The 20730-nt window shown below is 40.4% G+C and carries 20 protein-coding genes; 6 read left to right on the top strand and 14 right to left on the bottom strand.

Annotated elements, in window-relative coordinates; genetic code table 11:
* Positions 1 to 6: 6 nt before the first annotated feature.
* Positions 7 to 1239: an MFS transporter gene (locus tag BM192_RS01670; protein WP_051759576.1), complete on the bottom strand. Its 1233-nt coding sequence runs from the start codon at positions 1237 to 1239 to the stop codon at positions 7 to 9.
* 143 nt (positions 1240 to 1382) lie between these two features.
* On the opposite strand from BM192_RS01670, the gene BM192_RS01675 reads away from it, so the two are divergent.
* Positions 1383 to 3269 carry a CocE/NonD family hydrolase gene (locus BM192_RS01675; protein ID WP_037438201.1) on the top strand — a complete coding sequence of 629 codons (1887 nt, stop codon included), beginning with the start codon at positions 1383 to 1385 and terminating at the stop codon, positions 3267 to 3269.
* A gap of 44 nt (positions 3270 to 3313) precedes the next feature.
* On the opposite strand, the gene BM192_RS01680 is transcribed toward BM192_RS01675, so the two are convergent.
* Positions 3314 to 4180 (bottom strand): aldose 1-epimerase family protein, encoded by an 867-nt coding sequence (locus tag BM192_RS01680; protein ID WP_037438202.1) that lies wholly within the window; start codon positions 4178 to 4180, stop codon positions 3314 to 3316.
* A 10-nt stretch (positions 4181 to 4190) separates the two neighbouring features.
* Entirely contained in the window at positions 4191 to 4565 is a 375-nt protein-coding gene (locus tag BM192_RS01685; RefSeq protein WP_037438203.1) for a response regulator transcription factor, read from the bottom strand.
* Between the two features lie 461 nt (positions 4566 to 5026).
* Here BM192_RS01685 and BM192_RS01690 point away from each other — a divergent pair, with 461 nt between their 5' ends.
* Positions 5027 to 5212, top strand: coding sequence for a hypothetical protein (locus BM192_RS01690; RefSeq protein ID WP_069381983.1), 186 nt, complete (start codon positions 5027 to 5029; stop codon positions 5210 to 5212).
* A gap of 153 nt (positions 5213 to 5365) precedes the next feature.
* On the opposite strand, the gene BM192_RS01695 is transcribed toward BM192_RS01690, so the two are convergent.
* Positions 5366 to 5842, bottom strand: coding sequence for a YMGG-like glycine zipper-containing protein (locus tag BM192_RS01695; RefSeq protein ID WP_037438204.1), 477 nt, complete (start codon positions 5840 to 5842; stop codon positions 5366 to 5368).
* A 74-nt stretch (positions 5843 to 5916) separates the two neighbouring features.
* Entirely contained in the window at positions 5917 to 6150 is a 234-nt protein-coding gene (locus BM192_RS01700) for a hypothetical protein (protein WP_037438205.1), read from the bottom strand.
* Positions 6151 to 6367: 217 nt separating this feature from the next.
* Here BM192_RS01700 and BM192_RS01705 point away from each other — a divergent pair, with 217 nt between their 5' ends.
* The 3 genes from BM192_RS01705 (at position 6368) to BM192_RS01715 (ending at position 8966) form a co-directional block, all read left to right on the top strand.
* Entirely contained in the window at positions 6368 to 6574 is a 207-nt protein-coding gene (locus BM192_RS01705; RefSeq protein ID WP_037438206.1) for a cold-shock protein, read from the top strand.
* A 72-nt stretch (positions 6575 to 6646) separates the two neighbouring features.
* Complete coding sequence (locus BM192_RS01710; RefSeq protein WP_037438207.1) at positions 6647 to 7477, top strand: SDR family oxidoreductase; 831 nt, start codon at positions 6647 to 6649, stop codon at positions 7475 to 7477.
* 103 nt (positions 7478 to 7580) lie between these two features.
* Positions 7581 to 8966 carry an MBL fold metallo-hydrolase gene (locus BM192_RS01715; protein ID WP_037438208.1) on the top strand — a complete coding sequence of 462 codons (1386 nt, stop codon included), beginning with the start codon at positions 7581 to 7583 and terminating at the stop codon, positions 8964 to 8966.
* Between the two features lie 43 nt (positions 8967 to 9009).
* On the opposite strand, the gene BM192_RS01720 is transcribed toward BM192_RS01715, so the two are convergent.
* On the bottom strand, positions 9010 to 9603 hold the full coding sequence (locus tag BM192_RS01720; protein WP_037438209.1) for a biliverdin-producing heme oxygenase: 594 nt from the start codon (positions 9601 to 9603) through the stop codon (positions 9010 to 9012).
* Positions 9604 to 9988: 385 nt separating this feature from the next.
* On the opposite strand from BM192_RS01720, the gene BM192_RS01725 reads away from it, so the two are divergent.
* Positions 9989 to 11317 (top strand): OmpA family protein, encoded by a 1329-nt coding sequence (locus BM192_RS01725; RefSeq protein WP_037438210.1) that lies wholly within the window; start codon positions 9989 to 9991, stop codon positions 11315 to 11317.
* A gap of 112 nt (positions 11318 to 11429) precedes the next feature.
* Here BM192_RS01725 and BM192_RS01730 read toward each other — a convergent pair whose 3' ends face one another.
* From BM192_RS01730 to BM192_RS01765, 8 genes are all read right to left on the bottom strand, one after another.
* Positions 11430 to 12368 (bottom strand): L-histidine N(alpha)-methyltransferase, encoded by a 939-nt coding sequence (locus tag BM192_RS01730; RefSeq protein ID WP_037443575.1) that lies wholly within the window; start codon positions 12366 to 12368, stop codon positions 11430 to 11432.
* 3 nt (positions 12369 to 12371) lie between these two features.
* The gene (gene egtB / locus BM192_RS01735) at positions 12372 to 13517 is read right to left on the bottom strand and encodes an ergothioneine biosynthesis protein EgtB (RefSeq protein ID WP_037443573.1); all 1146 of its coding nucleotides are present in this window, start codon (positions 13515 to 13517) and stop codon (positions 12372 to 12374) included.
* Between the two features lie 4 nt (positions 13518 to 13521).
* Positions 13522 to 15102, bottom strand: coding sequence for an ABC transporter permease/substrate-binding protein (locus BM192_RS01740; protein ID WP_037443571.1), 1581 nt, complete (start codon positions 15100 to 15102; stop codon positions 13522 to 13524).
* Position 15103: 1 nt separating this feature from the next.
* Complete coding sequence (locus tag BM192_RS01745; RefSeq protein WP_051760169.1) at positions 15104 to 15988, bottom strand: ABC transporter ATP-binding protein; 885 nt, start codon at positions 15986 to 15988, stop codon at positions 15104 to 15106.
* A 3-nt stretch (positions 15989 to 15991) separates the two neighbouring features.
* Positions 15992 to 17371: a mercuric reductase gene (locus BM192_RS01750; protein WP_037443569.1), complete on the bottom strand. Its 1380-nt coding sequence runs from the start codon at positions 17369 to 17371 to the stop codon at positions 15992 to 15994.
* A 163-nt stretch (positions 17372 to 17534) separates the two neighbouring features.
* On the bottom strand, positions 17535 to 18101 hold the full coding sequence (locus BM192_RS01755; RefSeq protein WP_037443567.1) for a helix-turn-helix domain-containing protein: 567 nt from the start codon (positions 18099 to 18101) through the stop codon (positions 17535 to 17537).
* A gap of 1 nt (position 18102) precedes the next feature.
* A complete protein-coding gene (locus BM192_RS01760) occupies positions 18103 to 18315 on the bottom strand; it encodes a heavy-metal-associated domain-containing protein (protein ID WP_037443566.1) in 213 nt (70 codons plus the stop codon).
* 11 nt (positions 18316 to 18326) lie between these two features.
* A complete protein-coding gene (locus BM192_RS01765) occupies positions 18327 to 20558 on the bottom strand; it encodes a heavy metal translocating P-type ATPase (protein ID WP_074963909.1) in 2232 nt (743 codons plus the stop codon).
* Positions 20559 to 20730 lie beyond the last annotated feature (172 nt).

Genomic DNA, 20730 nt, shown 5'->3' on the forward strand with positions numbered 1-20730 from the left:
TTAAAATTAAAGTTCTTCGAGGTAATTGAGGTCCTTGTGAAAAGTTTCTTTCATCCGACTCAATGCATAAAATGCTAAACCCAGACTAATCATAGCTACAATGATAGCAGAATAAATGATATTACCACTAGTATAATTCTTTAGCAACTGAAATAAAAGAGTAAGGGGGACAACTGCCCCGCGCACAAAATTTGGAACGGTTGTAGTCACAGTCGCCCGTATATTTGTACCAAACTGTTCGGTAGCAATAGTCATAAAAATAACCCAATAACCTACAGTAAGGCCAAGGCAACCGCATAACCAATAGAAATGATTCAGGCTAAGATCGTAGCTCATCAGATAGGTGGCAATACCAAGGGTAGATAAACCGAGGAATAAATAGACAACTTTGAGCCTGCTTTTTAGCCATTGACTAAGTAAACCGCCCGCAATATCACCAATCACAATACCACCGTAACACCAGGCAACCGCCGCTCCTGCACTTACCTCACCTTTTACACGAAGTACTTTTCCAAATTCAGGCGACAACGTAATAAGTACGCCAACCACAAACCATAATGGAATACCTATCATTATACATTGCAGGTACTTAATAAATTGCGTTTTATTCCTAATCAGCGCTAGGAAGTTACCCCGGTTTTCTGCAGTTTTAGAAGAGTCAAACATACCTGACTCCGCCACCCCAATGCGAAGCAACAGTAAAGCGAGACCAAGCCCTCCTCCGATAAAAAAAGAGGTCCGCCAGTCGAAAAGTTGCGCAACGAAATATGCAACTACTGCTCCGCTTACACCTACAGATGCAACAATTGTAGTTGCGTAACCGCGTTTCTCTTTAGGCATCAATTCCGCAACCAGCGTAATACCAGCGCCAAGTTCACCCGCAAGTCCCAATCCTGCTATAAAGCGCCATATGGCGTATCCTTCGACAGAATGAACAAATCCATTCGCAATATTCGCGATGGAGTACAAAAAAATCGAACCAAAAAGCACAGATAGCCGCCCTTTCTTATCACCAAGCATTCCCCAGAGGACACCACCGATAAGCATGCCGATCATTTGAATGTTAAGCAGCAAAATGCCAGTATCAGTTAATTGTGTCCCGGTTAGCCCCAACGACTTGAGACTGGGTATCCGGACAATGCTAAAAAGCAGCAGGTCATAAATATCAACGAAATAACCCAGAGAGGCTACCAGAATGGCAGCAGTTAATTTAGAGTTTGAAGCATTGGTCAATTGCATCGTTATGGTTTTTGAGATAACTAAGCTAATAATTTCCGCGATAAGCCAAATGAATTTTCTACAGGCAATAGAATTTTTAAAGATTAATCTTTTGGATACCAGACTTGCGGGCATCAAATCAGAAAATTGTTTATTTTGGCCATATGAAACAAACCTTCTTTCTCTCAGCGGCGCTCTCAGTAATGTCGTTTGGAGGCTTTGCACAAGGGCCATCTCAGGGAGTTTTAGACGCCCGGTATATACAGGAGAACTATACCAAAGTGGAAAAGCAAATCCCTATGCGTGACGGAATAAAATTACACACCGTTATTTATAGTCCTAAAGATCAGCAAAAAAAATATCCGATTATGTTCGACCGGACACCGTATAGTGCCGGTCCTTACGGACAGGAGAATTTTAAGAACAGCCTGGGTCCTTCTATGTTATTCGCAAAAGAAGGTTATATTTTTGTTTATCAGGACGTCAGGGGACGTTATCTTTCTGAAGGAGATTTTGTAGCCAACAGACCTTATATTGCAAATAAAAAGAACAAAAAAGATATAGATGAAAGTTCCGACAGCTATGATACGATAGATTGGCTGGTCAAAAATATACCTGGAAATAATGGTAAAGTGGGTACCTGGGGAATATCAGCACCTGGATTTTATACCACAATGACTGCAATTGATGCCCATCCTGCATTAAAGGCTGCCTCACCCCAGGCCCCTGTGACAGATTGGTTCATGGGAGATGACAGACACCATAACGGCGCATTCTTCTTAATGGGTACTTTCTCCTTTTTATCGTATTATGGCGCGTCGCGGCCAGAACCAACTCCCGATCATGCTGCGTCATTTAACGGTTACGGAACTCCCGATGCCTACAACTTCTACAAAGAATTAGGCCCGCTAAAAAATGCAAATGATCGTTATTTTAAAGGTCAGAATAAGATCTGGAACCAAATGATGGATAATCCTGATTATTCTGAGTTCTGGCAAGTCAGAACGCCAGTTCCACACCTTAAAAAAATAAAACCGGCAATAATGACCGTTGGTGGATGGTTCGATCAGGAAGATTTATATGGCCCTTTAAAAACTTTTAGCGGCATTGAAAAAAATAAACCAAAATCACCAAATCATTTGGTTATGGGCCCATGGACGCATGGCAGCTGGACGCGTGGTGATAACTCCTTTCTTGGAAATGTCCGTTTTAATTCTACAACAGGACCTTATTACAGACAGGAAATAGAATTTGCATTCTTCAATCATTACCTTAAAGGAACTGCCAATCCTGAACTGGCTAAGGCGACTATCTTCGAAACAGGATCCAATATCTGGAAAAAATATAATTCCTGGCCGCCTGCAGACGCAAAAACAAAGAAGCTATATTTTCATCCGGGTGGAAAGCTATCATTTGATGAGCCGTCTGAGAAAACTGATACATATGATGAATACATTAGTGACCCCGAGAATCCAGTACCCTATACCAACCAGATCAGGATTGACAGGGGAACTGATTATATGTATGAAGATCAGCGTTTCGCTTCAAGAAGACCTGACGTATTAGTTTACCGTTCTGAAATCTTAACAGAAGACGTAACGATTTCGGGGGAGTTATTTGCCGACCTCTATATATCTGCAACTGGCACGGATGCAGATTTTATCGTTAAGCTAGTAGATGTATATCCCAGCAACGCACCTGATGACAGTCCTATTACAGGAACAAAAATGGGGGGCTTCGAGCAGTTGGTACGTGGAGAAGTAATGCGCGCAAAATATAGAAACAGTTTCTCTTTGCCCGAGGCAATTGAACCTGGAAAAACTACGGCAGTCAAATTTGATATGCAAGACGCAGCACACTGCTTTAAAAAAGGACACCGTATTATGGTTCAGGTACAGAGCTCGTGGTTTCCATTAGTAGACCGTAATCCTCAAAAATTCGTGAATATTTACAAAGCAGATGAAAGAGATTTCCAAAAAGCCACGATACGTATTCATTCAGGATCAGGACAGCATTCCGGTATACTAATGGATATAATCAGCCCCTTATAAGAAGGAACTGGTAATCCTGAACAAGAGAAGCTGGTATGCGATCACTAAAATAGTGATACATGCCAGCTTCTTTCCCACTTAACGCCTGGTGATAAGGTTTGAATCCCCTCCTTATCTCTGAGTTGCTGATTATGGTGAATACCATCTGCTACTCCGCACCAGGGCTCCAGACACACAAAATCAGCACCGGGTGTAGCCCAGATACCAAAAAACGGAAATTGGGAGAATCGAAACTCAAGACCGTGGATATTCTTATTATTCGCAAGCCTAATTTTCTCACTTTTCAGAGATTTGAAAACCAACGCATCATCTTTGAATAACTCGTGATTTAAAGGCAACTTACTACCTTTTAAAGTCAGCACACCTTGCTCATCACTAATTAAGTTGTGTTCAATTTTATTAAAGAACAAATCCTCATCCCGGTCAAAAAGGAGATAATGATCTTCATAGCAAGTATCAGGTGTAAATGGAACTGCAAATGCAGGATGGCCACCAAGTGAAAACAGCAGCTCTTTTTCTCCGGGGTTATTTACCTTATAGGTACAGGTAAGTCCAGAATCTTCTAATTTATAATGTAGTGCAAGTTCAAACGTAAAAGGATAAACAACAAGTGTTTCGGCTGAATTTCTTAATGTAAAAATTATTTCATTATCAGCAGGACGGGACACCTCAAATTCTTTATCCCTGGCAAAACCATGGCGCGAAAGCGAATAAGTTTTATTTTCAAAAATATAACTATCATTTTTTAACGCCCCGACTATAGGGAATAATACCGGACTGAATTTACCCCAATAAGCCGGATCACCTTTCCAAAGGTAATCCAGCCCTGTAGACTTGAGTTCTAATTTTTGTAATTCAGCTCCTTTTGTATTAAATCCAGCTATCAGATGCTCATTTTCCAGAAATATCATAGGAATTATTTTAACCCGCTAACTTCGTAGATAACAATCTGTCAATCCTTTTAACTACGTAATCCAGATCAAAGGGTTTGCTAATGTAGTCATCAGCACTAGCAGTCACACTTTTCTCCTTACTTCCAGGATTAGCTGACATTACGATTACAGGAATATGTTTTGTGAAAATGTCAGTTTTTAAATCATCACAAATTTCAATACCATTTCCATCAGGCAACATCACGTCAATGATGAAAAGATCAGGTAAGCCATCATTCAGTTTACTTTTCAATTCTGCGAAAGTCGATGATAATTGCAGTTCATAACCTTCGTCTTTTAACAAAAACTCAATTATATATCTAATATCCTGATCATCTTCTAAAACATGTATTCTTTTTTTCATAACTTGTTCAAGTGTAAATACGTAAAATTAAACAACAACAAACACTGTTCCGATTTTATAGCTGTGCTTATATTTAAAGCTAACTGACTTAAGCTAAGCTAATAGCTATTTCCACTTTATTTGTAATAATGCAGAACAATAGACGGAAAAATCAGCACCGTTCTATTTTGGCGTCAATCTATATAGCGCTACACAATCTCCCGGAATTCGTCCGGCCCTGTCTCTTTTAAGATTTAAATATTTTTTGTATATTTGCATTAAACGGATTAACAAACACACTATTCTCTTTTACTACTTGCTAACCAACCCAATGGTTAGGCTCAATTTCTCCTGACTCCTCAACCGTTGTTGTCCAGGAACTTTATTTTATTCAGGCTAGATCGATCCTTACGATTTGTATATGGAACGCCTTAACAAGTAATAGCAGAGAAGAGTTATTTTTTAACTAAATACGGAAATTTATGGCTAAGTCTCAGGCTACCTTCATGAAGAAGCAACTAGAAAAAAACAGGCAAAAGAAAAAAGAAGATAAAGAGCAACGTAAACAAGAACGTCAGCAAAATTCTACAGGCGGTGACCTGGAAAGTATGATGGCATATGTAAATGAATTTGGTGAAATCGTATCCACACCTCCTGAGAAGAAATAGTTAACGGATATTTGAACCGATATAAGAGAGGCCTGCAAGAAATTGTATGCCTCTTTTTTGATTGAAGAGCAAAGTCAGATTTAAAAAGAATGGGGTTCAATGATAAATTTATCATTGAACCCCATTCTTTTTAAAATCCAAGAAAACGATGTATTAATTCGCGCGTCCTGATTTCTTATCCTGTCCGCGGCCAATTAAATAACCTGCGCCTGCACCGGCAACTCCCCCGATTGCTGCACCACGACCTTTCTTTTTATCGATAAGGGCTCCCCCAAGACCGCCGGCTCCCGCACCAATTACAGTACCGAGAGCTGCACTACTCCACCCTTTTTTCTTGGTATTTTGGGTAGAAGTAGAGTTCGAAGCACTGCTATGTACAGTCGGCTCAGCTATTCTGGCAGCAGGAGCATTCTCTGCAGCCCTTTCTTCAGCAAGCATCAGTACACGTTTTTCCTCTTTTATTTTAGCAGCCTGTAACTTCGCTTCTGAATCTGCTCTTTTAAAACTATCTAATCTGATACTGTCTTTTACAGCTTTTATAGTAGCTATTTTAATAGCTTCTTCTTTCTTAGCGTTACTGCAGGCACCAAACATCAATGCTACAGTAGCTATGGCAAGTATCTTTCTCATAATTTATTATTTTATATTACAAGATCCAATTTACCAAAACTATGCCAAACGGCACCGCTGGATTATTTTTTCTCTTATTTATCTTGCAATGGTGAGCTGCCCGGAATCTCGGAAGTATCATGTCTGTCATCTTCACCATCAGGATTTCCGGAAATTCTGTCATTATCGGAATTTAGATTTTTGAGAAGTTCATTGCCTGACGAAGAATCATCTGCATCTAGCCCTAGATTGGTTGATTCATCATGACCATTTTCTAACATATTTTTCCTTACATGTTTTTGTTCTGCGTTTTTATCTGGTGTTCTCATAGCTAACTATTAATCATAAATATGTAGCTAACAACAACTATAGGCAGGCTGCTGTTCTTGAAAACATCATTTTTTGAAAATTTAATTCTATATGAAATCGGATTCCGATAATCGGATAGTATTATTTAAATCAAAGTCTAATTATCAAATTAGAAATTTAGATTTTGGATATTAATATTCAATTCATTATTTTCACAGCGAAATTTATAATAATAATATGCGTACAACAGGAAAAGTAAAATGGTTTAATTCTGCAAAAGGGTTTGGTTTTATCACTCCAGAAGATGGAGGAAAAGATATTTTCGTGCATTTTTCTGCGATTGCAGGCGATTCATTCAGAGAATTGAATGAAGGTGACAATGTAGAGTTCGAATTAAACGACGGTAAAAAAGGCCCTGAGGCTTCTAATGTAACTGTTCTTTAAGAATAACTTATTGAAAAAAGGGATAATGCGACGCATTATCCCTTTTTTTTTTTATCAAGTCTTCCGTAAAATATGTCTTCAAATAGAAAAACAATCAGCGTGCTTGGCTGTGGCTGGTTCGGGTTCCCTTTCGCGGAGTCGATGGTCGAAAAAGGTTACACAGTGAAAGGCTCGACCACAACTCCGGAAAAAAAGATCGCGTTGCAGGATGCCGGTATCGCCCCCTATCTGCTGAATTTAAATGAAGAAGCTCCTGATATAGATCTTGATTTTTTTAAGAGCGATATATTAATTTGCTGCATTCCTCCCAAAAAAGACCCGATCATTCAGCAGCAGTACGCAGCAAAAATAAAAAAGGTTGCCGATTCAGCAGCAAAGGGTCGTGTCCGGGAATTTATTTTCATCAGCTCCACTTCGGTATTTCAGGATAACAACAAACAGCTTGATGAAAATGATATGCCTGCTCCTGAAACAGCCTCAGGTAAGATTATACTGGAAGCAGAGCAAAATTTAACCTCGTCAACTGATTTCAGAACTACAATAGTTCGCTTTGCAGGCCTTTTTGGGCCGGGAAGAGACCCCGGTCGATTTTTTGCTGGTAAAACTAATATCCCGAATGGGCTTTCTCCGGTTAACATGATCTGCTTAGATGATTGCATTGGCATTTTGACCAGTATAATCAGTCAGGCAAAATACGGTGGGGTTTACCATGCATGTTCTCCCGAACACCCTGACCGTACGTCCTTCTATACCGCTGCAGCGAAGAGGTCCGGACTTCTTCTCCCTCAATTTATTCCTCAAAAAAACAGTTGGAAAATTATTGATAGCGTCCGTCTGAAGACTGAACTTAATTATAAATTTCGATTAAATTTACATGACCTTGTCAACCAACAAGATATATAGTTTCTAATTGCCAATAAAACAACCTAAAGCAATAAAACATTATATTGCTAATCTTTTTTCCCTTTTTCAGGGTGGAGATTTAATTGTAAAACGATTAGAATAGATGAATTTAACGATATGGGGCGCTGCGAAACAGGTGACAGGAAGTATGCACCTGCTGGAAGTAGGAGATTACAGTATACTAGTAGATTGCGGTCTGGACTATGAGAGAGATACATTTCAGGAAGAAAATCAATACTTTCCATTTAATCCTGCGTCAATAGATGTAGTTATATTAACGCATGCACATATAGACCATTCAGGAAATCTACCCACCTTGCTAAGGATGGGGTTTAACGGACAAATTCTTTGTACCCCACCTACCGCTGATCTTACTGAATTACTGTTAATGGATTCTGTTAATATCTTTTTGAGTAAACAACAAAAGAGATCACGTGGGAAAAGATCAGGATCAGGCCCAAAACCGCTTTATCTTCATAAACATGTAATGGATACTGTGGAACGCTTCATTACAATCGGTTTCCATAAAATATTTCAGATCAGACAGGGAATTAGCCTGCAATTCATCCCGGTAGGTCATTTATTGGGGGCAGCAGCAGTAGTTTTGGAAATAGAAGAACAAGGCGTAACAAAGAAAATTGCTTTCACTGGCGACGTCGGTCGTAGAAACTACCCTGTTCTAGTTGACCCACAACCATTGCCGGCAGTGGATTATCTGGTTACAGAATCTACTTATGGCGGCAGAATACATAGTAAGGACACTACAATCACAGCCAAACTCAAAGATATTATTGAGGAAACCTGCATAAAATTCCCAGGCAGGCTTATTATACCCGCATTTAGTATCGGAAGAACACAGGCCTTGGTATTTACACTGAATAAGCTTTTCAGTTCCGGGGAGCTGCCTCCGGTAAAGATCTTTGTAGATAGTCCTCTTGCCGAATTTGCGACGGACGTTTACCGTAAGCATCATCAACTGTTAAATGATGAAGCTCAAGATTTTTACCATCGCTCAGGAGATGAATTTGAATTTGATTCACTTTCATATGTACAGGATAAACGCGAAAGCATTTCTATTTCCAATTATCATGAACCTTGTATAATTATATCTTCTGCGGGCATGCTTGAAGGGGGACGGATACAGGATCATCTTTATCATAACATTCAGAATTACTACTGTACAATTCTATTTATCGGTTACTGTGCAAAGGGAACACTTGGTCACAGATTACTTCGCGGCGATTCTATAGTCCGCCTACGCCACCGTGATCTGAGTGTTTACGCAACTATCAAAAAGACAGATTTGCTGAGTGGTCATGGAGATCATGATGACCTGATGAGTAATATAGTTGGCCAGGACCCTAATCAGTTAAAAAAGGTGTTTTTGGTTCATGGTGAGGACAGCAGTTTAAGCAGTCTTGCCAGCGCTATAGAAGCAGCTGGCTATACTGCAGTCATTGCTGAAAAAGGTGAACCTTATATACTCTAAGGCATCAGCCTTTAAGTAGGCTCCCCCCCTAATGTATTGTAAGTTATACTAATGTAGTATTCACAAGCTGAGAAACCGTTGCGATAAACCTAAAAGTCTCAGATGCGCTATCTATTACCTGTTGGTAATCAGATTCCGGTACAGCAGTATTTAAAACTCCAACAAAACTTTTCCAGTTAGGCATCAGATTATCACCATAAATTGTGTAATAATTAAGATTTAAACCTTCGAAAGCCGGGGTTGCCCTCAATTTTTTCTGAATAACCTGACCACCCATTGTTGCACCCTCAAGCACATACATAGCTCCCAATGCGGCAGCGGGACTATATTCATTGTGCGGTACGTTGATGTTAATCTGATCAAGTTCATCTTTGGATATACCCGCCTCTTTCAGATCTTCAATCAATGATGATAGTTTATATCGCTGGTCAGCACCTACCTGTTTAGCTGTATTTTCGTCTAGAGCCAGGTGAACTTTAGACTCTAAATTAGCATGAACCAAGTAGTTAGTAGCAAGCAAAGTTTTATATTGTTCGAGACTCAACGTTTTATTCATTATTTCGTGAACAAACATCAGCTCCTCCAGTTGATCGTGATTCCCTTTGGTTTTTGTTTTTAGTAATTCCTGCAGCAGCATAGTCAAATTATTTATGTGTTATTTCCTTCGTGAAAGATAATCATTAATCTTCCTTGAGCATTATATTATAAAACCTCAGTTAATAACGTTATGGACCATTATAAAGATATATCCAGATCCTTATTATTTATTCTCATGTGATCTAATTATAGTCTCATAGCACCAATGCAAGCTCAAAATAGCCGTTTTGTATCGAAAACTATACACTTATTTGAGTAGTAATTATAAATGATCTGAAATTTAACATAGAATCAAGGTTAACGTAACAACCTCATTTACAATAAATTCAATAGTAAAATGAAATTAATTAAGCTTTGGCAAGGTTATTACTAAGTGTTAATCGATCAGTTAACTACTGAAAATTTAATATCTAATTATAGAAAAAATGAATTCAAGAATTACAAAATCCGCACTGTTTTTATCCTTAATTGGATTATCAACATCAGTGTTTGCTCAGGACGGAACGTCTGACTCCACTGCTCGCTTTAACAAAAAAGATTTCCGCACTTGGTCAATCGGATTAAATGGTGGTATGTTAACGCACTACACTCCGTTCAACAGCAGATCAAACGGCAATTTCGCAACTCCGCAAGAGAGCTGGGGTTACGGAGGTTATATTAAGAAGCAAATCCTTCCAGGATTTGGTGTCCAGGCAGATTTCCTTGCTGGTAAAGTAAAAGGATTCAGACCAAATGGATTGGGTGCTGGTGCAACGGCTGCAGAAAGAAACAGCGGATTTGAAACACGTATCGACTGGTCGGCAGCTTTAAGCGCGAATTTCACGATTGCGAACATGAGCCTGAATCAAAAACGTAATGTATTATCTCCATATTTAACAGCTGGTGCTGGTTACATGTCATCAAGTGCAAATACAGATGCTCCTAACGGTGCAAGCACAGGATACAAAGAAAACTGGTTTATCCCTGTAGGTGCAGGTTTTAAATTCGGTGTATCTAAAGGTGTAAACATTGACTTAGGTTATACAGTTAACTTTATGAAAACCGACAATTTTGACGGTGTGCGTGGTGGAGCAAATGACAGGTTCTCTTATGCCCATGCAGGTGTTGAGATCGCTTTAGGTAAAAAAGGCACATCTCAATTACAGAACTATAGTGCAATTGCAGCTATTCGCGAAGAAAGTGCAGCAGAAAGCGCTGAGTTAAGAAGAGCATTGTCAACTGCTGAGCAGAACAGATTAAGAGATCAGGAGCAATATGCAAGAGATTTAGCTGATGACGATAATGATGGTGTTGCTAACAAATTTGACAAATGTCCTGGAACTCCTCCAAACACAGTTGTTGACGGTGCAGGTTGTCCTTTAAAACAACCAAGACCAGTTGTGACAGAAAAAGTAATCATTACTGAAGCAGATCGTAAAGTAGTTGATGAAGCAATTAAAAACCTGGAGTTTGACTTAAGTAAAGCAACAATCCGTTCTAGTTCGTATACCACGCTAAACAGAGTAGCAGCTTTATTAGTTGAGAAAAACTTTAGCTTGAAATTAGCTGGTCATACTGACAACACAGGTTCAATGGCTTTAAACTTACGTTTATCTAAAGAAAGAGCAGAATCAGTAAAAGCTTACTTAGTTTCTCAAGGTGCTAACGCATCACGTATTGAAGCAACAGGTTATGGTCCAAACCAACCAATTGCATCTAACAAAACTGCTGACGGACGTCAGAAAAACAGAAGGGTAGAATTCACTTTATACTAAGCTGAGATTCATCCTATAAAAAAAGCCCCGCAAGATTTGCGGGGCTTTTTTTATTTAACAAGAAATCTTACTGCATAAAAAAGGAGGGTTTCCCCTCCTTTTCCTTTCTACATTATATACATTGCCAGACTGTGTCCAGAAACCATTTTTTATGATCAAAGAAATGCTGAATAGGCTTAAACCCTGTTTCTACTGCCATCTCCTCCGTTTGCGCTATACTGTATTTTTGAGAAATTTCCATGTAAATGACCTCATGTTCCTGAAATTCAAAATGCCGATCGCCAATATATACTTTCTGGTTAGTACGACTAATTAGATAGCTTTTGCAGGCTCCCGATCCAGGATCATAACATGGATAATGCTCAAAATCTGATACATTAAAATTGCCGCCTAATTCTTTATTAATACGATGCAAAAGATTCAGGTTAAACTCACGTGTAAAACCTGCAGCATCATTATAAGCAGCAAGTATTGTTCTTGGATGTTTCTTTAAGTCGAAACCAACAAGAACCAGATCGCCAGAATTCAGTGTTTCCCTAATCTGCCGACAAAAAGCCACTGCATTTTCCGGACTTTCATTTCCAATATTTCCGCCAAGCATTAATACGACCTTTCTTTTTGATGAAATCTGATTTGCCTTTTTGAGCATCTCAAAATATTCGCCATTTAAACCATGAACCCTTAATCCGGGAATGTCCTGTGGAAGATGTTCATCGAGATATTCGATCATACTGGAGGAAATATCAATCGGCATGTACGTGAAATCTGCTTTCATCTCAATCAACTCCTTCAATAAATAACTCGATTTCGTTGCGTCCCCTGCTCCCAGTTCAATCAGGTCAAAGTCCGAAAATCCATTTTTCAGTGCAGTAGCAAGTTCGGTACTATTCTCCCGAAAGATTTCCATTTCACAATTTGTCGGGTAATATTCAGGACAATCCATGATTTGCTGAAAAATACGATCGCCGGTTTCATCATAAAAGTATTTAGAATTCAGACATTTAGGTGTCTGACTAAGATCGCTTAAAACTTCTTTTAAAAATTGATTCATAAATTATCTAACCAGTCTGATCCCGCTGAACATCCAGCGCAGATCAGCGTGAAAAAAATTCCTGTATGTGTTCCTGCTATGCCCGTCAGCAGTAGCAATTGATGCGCCCCGCAGTACCTGCTGATTGACCATGAATTTACCGTTATATTCTCCTAGAGCACCAGGAGCTTTAGAAAAACCAGGGTAAGGCAAATAGGCACTTGACGTCCATTCCCAAAGCATACCCCAGTTAACCCGGGAAGATACGACCTCCCATTCAAACTCAGTTGGAAGACGCATCCCTTTCCAGGCAGCGAATGCATACGCTTCAAAATAGCTGATATGGCTCACCGGCTGATCCAGGTCTAATTTTTCCAAACCAGAATATCCATATCGCTGCCACTCCCCGTCGACCTCATACCAGTAAAGCGGTGCCTTTATACCTTGTAGCTTTACCCAGTCCCAACCTTCCGCGTGCCAGAGATTGAAATCCCGATATCCGCCTGAAGCTATAAATTCTACATATTCCTTGTTAGTTACCAGTGCAGTCGAGATCTCAAACTCCCGTACATACACTTTATGCCGCCCCAGTTCATTATCAAAATAGAATCCTTCACCGGTATTACCTATTTCGTAAACACCGGCTTCACTACGAACCCAGCCAGGATTTTCACCTTTCAAGTTTTTCTCAATATGGTTTTCGCCATATGCGGGAAATAATGGATTGTGCCCGAGAATGTATTTAATATCATACCATAGTAATTCCTGATGCTGCTGCTCATGATTAAGCCCGAGTTGAACCAAATCCAACACATCAGAACCTGCATTTTCCAGCAATTTTAACATGGCCTGATCTACATACCGGCGATACAAAAAAATATCATCCACAGTTGGTCTGCTCAGGTTACCACGATCTGTCCTGATTACACGGGCACCAGCATTTTCATAGTAACTATTAAAAACATAATCATAACCTGAATGGAAATGTTGATAGTCTTTAGCGTGCACGGAAAGGACGAAAGTTTCAAAAAACCAGGTAGTATGGCCCAGATGCCATTTAGGAGGACTTACATCCACCACTGGCTGTACTACATAGTCTTCCTTTTCCAATGCTGAGCATATCCGTTCCGTTGTAGAACGGACGGCCATAAATTTTTCATTTGGAGACATTTGCTTAATTTTTGGTTTGGTTAGTTAAGTCTGTTATTGTTTTAATACCTAATTCAGCGGCTTGTTCCTTCCGCATCATTAGCGCATAAGTGTTATTAAATCCTATAGGTTTAAGCCATTTTAAAGCATATTTCCTATGAAACTCCTGGTCGAGATAGTTTCGCGTAGCTGGAATATCTGTACGTAGGCGCTCACGCGTCTGCTTATCTGGCTGCAAAACGACCAATAAACCTGTTCCAGTATATTCAGGATAAAAATCAATCTGTTTGTTTTGCAAAGCATCGAAACAAATCTTAGTACCGCCCAGCCCCGTTTTAGTTTCCACCAGAAAATCCGTATTTCCCAGAATTAAAATACGGTATATCTGTGCAAGAATATACTGTTCTCCGAAGATTTTACTCCCAATCCTCACGGTAAGTGCCGGAACCCGGCCTGCTTTTAATGGCCTCGGCTTTTTATACAAATTATTGGAAACCATAAAGTCTAAAGCAACTTTCTCAGGGCTTTGTTTGAGTTGGTCAACTTTATAATTCATTTCGGTCATTGCCGCTTCGCTGATTTTCCCCGATAACTCATTGAGTACAGCTTCCAATCCCGGAAACTTCAAGAGCACATCCTCTCTAATTAATGGAGCAGCCTGATAGGCAGGAAAGAGATTTAAATCATCTTCGAGTGTAATCAAACTATAAGCTTTTAATCTGCCATCTGTACTATAACCGCTAATCACATCCAAATGCTTGTCTCTTGCAGCCTTATACATAACCGCATCGCTAATCACGACGGTCTCCATATCCAAGTGATATAAAGATTTGAGGCCAATGTAACCGTCCTCCCTTCCCATGAACTCTGGCGTAAAACCAGCCAGTAATCTTCCTCCAAGCTTAGTGGGCAGGAGATAAAAAGAGGACAGCATAAGTATGATTACTGGCAGTGCAGCTTTCCAGAGCACCACCTTTTTTAAGCGGAAGCGTTGCACCCTTGACAGCATAAAATCCAGTAAAATAGCAAGAAGAGCCGCTGGTATTGCGCCAGCGAGAATCATATTTGTATTATTAAGGGCTATCCCTCCAAAGATAAATTCGCCCAGACCGCCTGCTGCAATGTAAGCTGCGAGCGTGGCCACACCAACATTAATCACAGTGGCCGTTCTCACACCAGCCATAATCACTTCAAATGACAGAGGAAGTTCCACTTTAAATAAAATCTGTAAATTATTCATCCCCATTCCTTTTGCTGCATCGATAACAATTGGACTAACACCCACAAGGCCGGTATATGTATTTCTGACTATCGGAAGTAACGCATAAAGAAACAATGCGAAAATGGCCGGCCTTGGACCGATTCCCAGTATAGGGATAAGAATTCCAAGTAAGGCAATACTCGGAATTGTCTGCAGAACACCAGCGACCCCTAAAACACCGCCAGCAAATTTCGGCTTTCTGCTAATCCATATACCCACTGGTACAGCAATTAAAATGGCTAGGACCAGCGATATCATCGTCAGACCTATATGAGCTAATGTCTGACTGAGTAATTTACCGGACTGCTGCTGTATGAAATTAAAAAAATCTAAAACCTGACCCATCTTATCGCCGTTTAAAATTCTCAAAAGCAGTTAAAATATCGGGCAGTTCCGGTATTTCCGCACCGGCATCTGTTCGGTTTTCCAATACATCCCAAACTGAAACTTTAGACGGAACACCCCTGCTGGTGAATAAATCAGTAAGCATTACCGTCTTGAATTCAAGCTGCGTTCGCTGGTCACTAAAAAAACTGCGGACAAAAGCATTTGCCGGATTAAACAACAAGTCCATTGCCGTCCCAATCTGCTGAATTTCACCTTTATCCATAAGGCAGATCCTGTCACCCAGTTCAAAAGCCTCCTGAACATCATGCGTAACCATCAGGATCGTTTTGTTTTTCAACTCTTCCAGTTGCCGGAATTCCACGCGAATGTCTCTGCGTGTCAAAGCATCAAGTGCTCCAAAAGGCTCGTCCATAAGCAGCACAGGCGGATTCACCATTAATGAGCGGGCAAGTCCGACCCTTTGCTGCTGGCCGCCGCTCAAATTTTGCGGATAAAGTCCCGCAATCTGCGCTGGCAGCCGTAATTTTTCCAGCAGTTCAAATGTACGTTTCCTGATGGCGTCCTCTTTCCAGTTCAGAAGCTTTGGCACAACTGCAATATTTTCTGCAACAGTAAAGTGAGGAAAGAGACCGTGGTGTTGTAACACATATCCAATGCCCCTGCGCAATTTCGAAGGGTCCTGTAAACTAGTATCAGTACCCTGTATCCATACACGGCCGCTATCGGGTTCCAGTAAACGGTTAATCATTCGAAGAGTTGTTGTCTTGCCACAACCGCTTGTACCGAGCAGGACTAGGTTTTCTGCTTCGGCGATTTCAAAACTGACCTGATTAACTGCAGCCTCATTATTAAAGTATTTAACTAGGTTTTCTACCTTAATCATTTGTTATACAGACATAAATAAATTATTTAAAGATTCACTATATAAAGGATGTGCAAAAATTCCGCTCCTGATCTCATCGGCGGTAATCTTTCCCATCATTGCCATTTGCAGCACCGTCATAATCTCGCCGCCCTGCTCACCAATTATTGCTGCCCCGAGAATACGGCGGCTTTTTTTATCAATAATCGCTTTCATTAAACCCCGAGTTTCTGCACTCTCGATTGCCCGGGCTACATTTTTCATGGGGATGCTTGCTACAAGATAGTCTATTCCGGCTTCTTTTGCCTGACTTTCATTCATTCCGACCCTGCCTAACTGTGGGTCTGTAAACATACAATAAGGGATCATACGTTTACTGATATCTTTGTGACGACCATTCAATAGATTTTCCGTGATCACCAGATGGTCATTATAAGAAATATGCGTAAAAGCCGGGCCGCCCTTCACATCACCTAGTGCATAAATATGTTGCTCGGCTGTTTGCAAACGCTTATTGACTTTAATAAATCCTTTTTCGTCACATACGACCCCTGTATTTTCCAGTCCGAGAGCGGCGGTTTGAGGCGTTCTACCAGAGGCCACAAGGACATGGCTGCAGTTTAAACTCGCAGGCCCTTTACCTCCACCGTCGAGTTTTACATGCACTTTTCCTAATTTAAGACTTAAAGACTCTACCTGCGTTTCCGTCCATACGCGAATACCATCCTGATCAAAAATGTCACTCATAACCGTACAAATATCATCATCTTCCTTTGGCATCAGCCTATTAGACTTTTCGACTATAGTCACCTGGGAGCCTAATCTGCGAAACAACTGCGCAAACTCCAGACCGATATAGCCAGCACCGATAATCAGCAAATGTTCAGGAACTTCTTTAATTTCAAGTAAAGTAGTAGAAGTCAGATATGGGATCTCCTTCAAACCATCAATATCTGGAATAAAAGGCGTACAACCTGTATTGATAAAAATCTTTTTCGCTGTATAGTTTTCGAAAGAACCGTCATTTTTATCCACATAAAGTGTATGGGGGTCGACAAATCTGGCAGTACCATAAATAACGGTAAGATTCTTAGTTTCTTCAAGACCTTTGGTTGCACCTTCACGAAACTGCTTTACGATGGTGGATTTACGGTCCATGATCGCTTTAAAATCAACTCTATATTCGGGAATATGGATACCGAGCTCATCACTTCTTCCAGCCATATACGCCATTCTAGCTGAAGCAATCATGGTTTTAGTCGGCGTGCATCCATCGTTTATACAAGTGCCGCCTATTGCTCTTTTTTCTATTAACGCTGTTTTCCAGCCCGCAGCAGCCAATTTCTTGGCGAGCGGAACACCAGCCTGACCCGCCCCGATTACAATCGCATCAAATTTATTCATGGACTATTGATTTGAAGGCTAACTGGGTTTATTCCCTGCCCCTTGTTACAACAATCAATTTGGAAAAATGTCAGAAAAATTTATAAAATGAGTTCAATTACTTTACACGAAAGGATGTGAACGGATTAAAAACATAAAAACCGGCAGTATATGCCGGTTTTTATTAAATAACCTGATCGAGAGGTTTACGTTTACCTGGCGGTAATGCCTTGTATTTGCTCGGGCTAAGACCTGTTACACTTTTAAACTGGGTTGATAGATGTGCACTGCTGCTATAACCCATTTGAAACGCTATCTCACTAAGATTATATTCACCATATTCGAGCAGCTCTTTAACTTTCTCGACTTTCTGCTGAATGATGTATTTTTCGATCGTGGTCCCTTCAATTTCGGAAAACAACCTGCTCAAATAAGCATAATCCTTGTTAAGGCGTTCTGCTACCAACTGGGCAGGGCTTTGTTTCAACTCATTTAAAGGACTTTGATGAATGATTGAAATTACCTGATTTTTAATCTGTTCGGTCAGCTTGTCCTTCTCTTTGTCTATCAGTTCAAAACCTAGCACCTGCATAGCAGAGGCTATCTGAATACGCTGTTGCTGATTTGGTTCAGGTTCAACATTTACAAGGCCTAATGAAATCTGTTCAATTTCGAAACCAAGCTGTTTAAGTTGTTGTCCCACAATCAGGATACAACGGTCACAAACCATATTTTTAATATGGAGCTGCATATCAGATTCTTTCCGCGTTGAAACCTGCAGTACTCAAGGTATTTATAATGTCGGAATCTTTAACTTCCCCTGAAGCTTCCACGGTCAGTATTTTGTCAGCGGCAAGTGTATCCACCTCCCAGTTTTTCACACCAGCAAGCTGATCCAGGTGAGGCTTAACAGTTGCGATACATCCGCCGCATTTAATATTTGTTTTAAATTGTAATGTGTCCATTTTTCTTGAATTTAAAGTTTAATTAATTTTAAACGGAGACTGTTGACAACAACAGAAACCGAACTCAATGCCATTGCAGCTCCTGCGATCATCGGGTTAAGCAAAAAGCCATTAAAAGGATATAAAATACCGGCAGCCAAAGGTATGCCAATCAAATTGTAAATAAATGCCCAAAACAGATTCTGTTTGATTGTTCTTACTGTTGCACCCGATAACTTCAGTGCTTTAGGAATCTGGCGCAGATCAGAGGAGATTATAGTCAACTTAGCCACATCGATAGCAATAGCCGAACCCTGAGCCATTGCTATGGAAAGATCAGCCTGCGCAAGCGCTTCACTATCATTAATTCCATCACCGGCCATTCCGACAATGCGGCCTTCCTTTTGAAGTTTCCTTACGAAATCTGCCTTATCGGAAGGCATCAAATCCGCCTGGAAATGAGTAATACCAGCCATCTTTGCGACCGCTCCAGCTGTAAATGCATTATCACCGGTGAGCATATGAATTTCGATTCCCTGTTTCCTTAATAAAGTGATCGCATCGGCGGCCCCCTCCTTCAATTGATCCGCTACAGCGAGCACGAGTAATAATTCCTTGCCATTATGCAGATATATTACCGTTGCCGCTTCGGACTGATAATTGATTACCGCAGTTTGCAGTTTTTCAGGAATGTGCATCTCCGGTTTTAAGATCTTATGACTTCCTACAGTATATTTCAGACCATCTGCAATAACCTCTACACCTTTTCCAGTAATACTTTTGAAGTCAGACACCCGAGCCGCAACAACTTTTTTATTACGCAGATCATTAACAATTGCAGTTGCAAGCGGGTGTTCTGATTGCTGCTCCGCCGCCAGAAGAATACCAAGCAAAGTATCAGAATTCACCATCTGGTTATCAGATATTTTAACATCCGTAACTAAAGGTTTACCCAATGTAATTGTACCGGTTTTATCCAGAATAAGAGTGTCAATTTTGTGACCTGATTCTAAAGCTTCGGCATCTTTAATTAGAATACCATTTTCAGCACCTCTTCCTATCCCAACCATAATAGCGGTGGGTGTTGCCAGTCCTAATGCACACGGACATGCAATAACCAGCACTGTCACCATGGCGAGTAAGCCCTGGCTAAGTTTATACTCTCCTCCAAAGAGCAACCAGGCTCCCAGCGTACATATCGCGATTAATAAGACGACCGGGACAAAAATGCCGGCAATTTTATCGACTAACTTTTGAACCGGGGCTTTAGATCCCTGAGCCTGTTGCACCATTTTAATAATCTGTGCAAGCAACGTTTCTGCACCAACCTTTTCAGCGACAAACTGAAAACTTCCTTTTTGATTAATTGTACCTGCAAAAACCTGCTTACCTTCTTCTTTAAACACAGCTACTGGTTCACCGCTAATCATACTCTCATCAACGTAAGAGTTTCCAGAAGAAACTTTTCCATCTACGGGAATCTTGTCACCCGGCTTAACACGCAGTATATCACCCTGTTTAACTGCAGAGACTTGAATTTCCTGCTCCTGACCATTACCATCAACCAAAACAACCGTCTGCGGTTGCAGACCAATCAATTTTTTTATGGCAGATGAAGTGTTAGATTTCGCGTTTTCCTCCAGCAATTTACCTAGCATGATAAAAACAATCACCACCGCAGCTGCCTCATAATAAACATGCGGGTGCATCCCTCTGCTGTGCCAGAATTCAGGATAGAAAGTATTAAACAAACTGAAAAGAAATGCGATACCGGTACTCAGTGCTACAAGACTATCCATGTTTGCTTTACCGTGCCTGGCTTGTTTATAGGCATTAATAAAGAAGCTTCTGCCAAAGACGAATAAAACCGGGGCAGTAAAAACAAGCATTATATAATTTGCATTGGGCATATCCATCAAAAACATACCCAGTACAACTACCGGAAAGGTCAAAGCGGCCGCATAAATAGTGCGTTTTTTTAAGGCTTGAAATTGTTCACGCTGAATATCCTGTTGCTTTTCCTTACCTGAAACCTGATCAAGAATAAGATCATAACCGACAGATTGTAATACTTTTTTAAACTGTTCAGGCTGTATAATTTCGGAATTATAGGCAACTGTTACTTCCTGAGTAGCATAGTTGACCTCTGCACTCGATATCCCAGGCTGCTCAGCAAGCATAGACTGAACGCTAACTGCACAACCCGCACAAGTCATCCCCAATACTGGTAAAGAAAGGGTTTCTAAAGAATTTGCTGTTGTCATATTCATTTGTTTCCACAAAGATAGGTGCCAGTTCAGCGAATAAATTACAGGATTTGACTTTAAACTTTCATAATTCTGTTTTATAAACCATTTGTTAATATAGAATTACTTTACAGCTTATACTGAACTTTTAGTTTTGCGCATTAGTGTCTCTTTAGTACTTCAGAGGCCC

The organism is Pedobacter antarcticus (genome assembly GCF_900112985.1).
GTDB classification, from domain to species: Bacteria; Bacteroidota; Bacteroidia; order Sphingobacteriales; family Sphingobacteriaceae; genus Pedobacter; species Pedobacter antarcticus.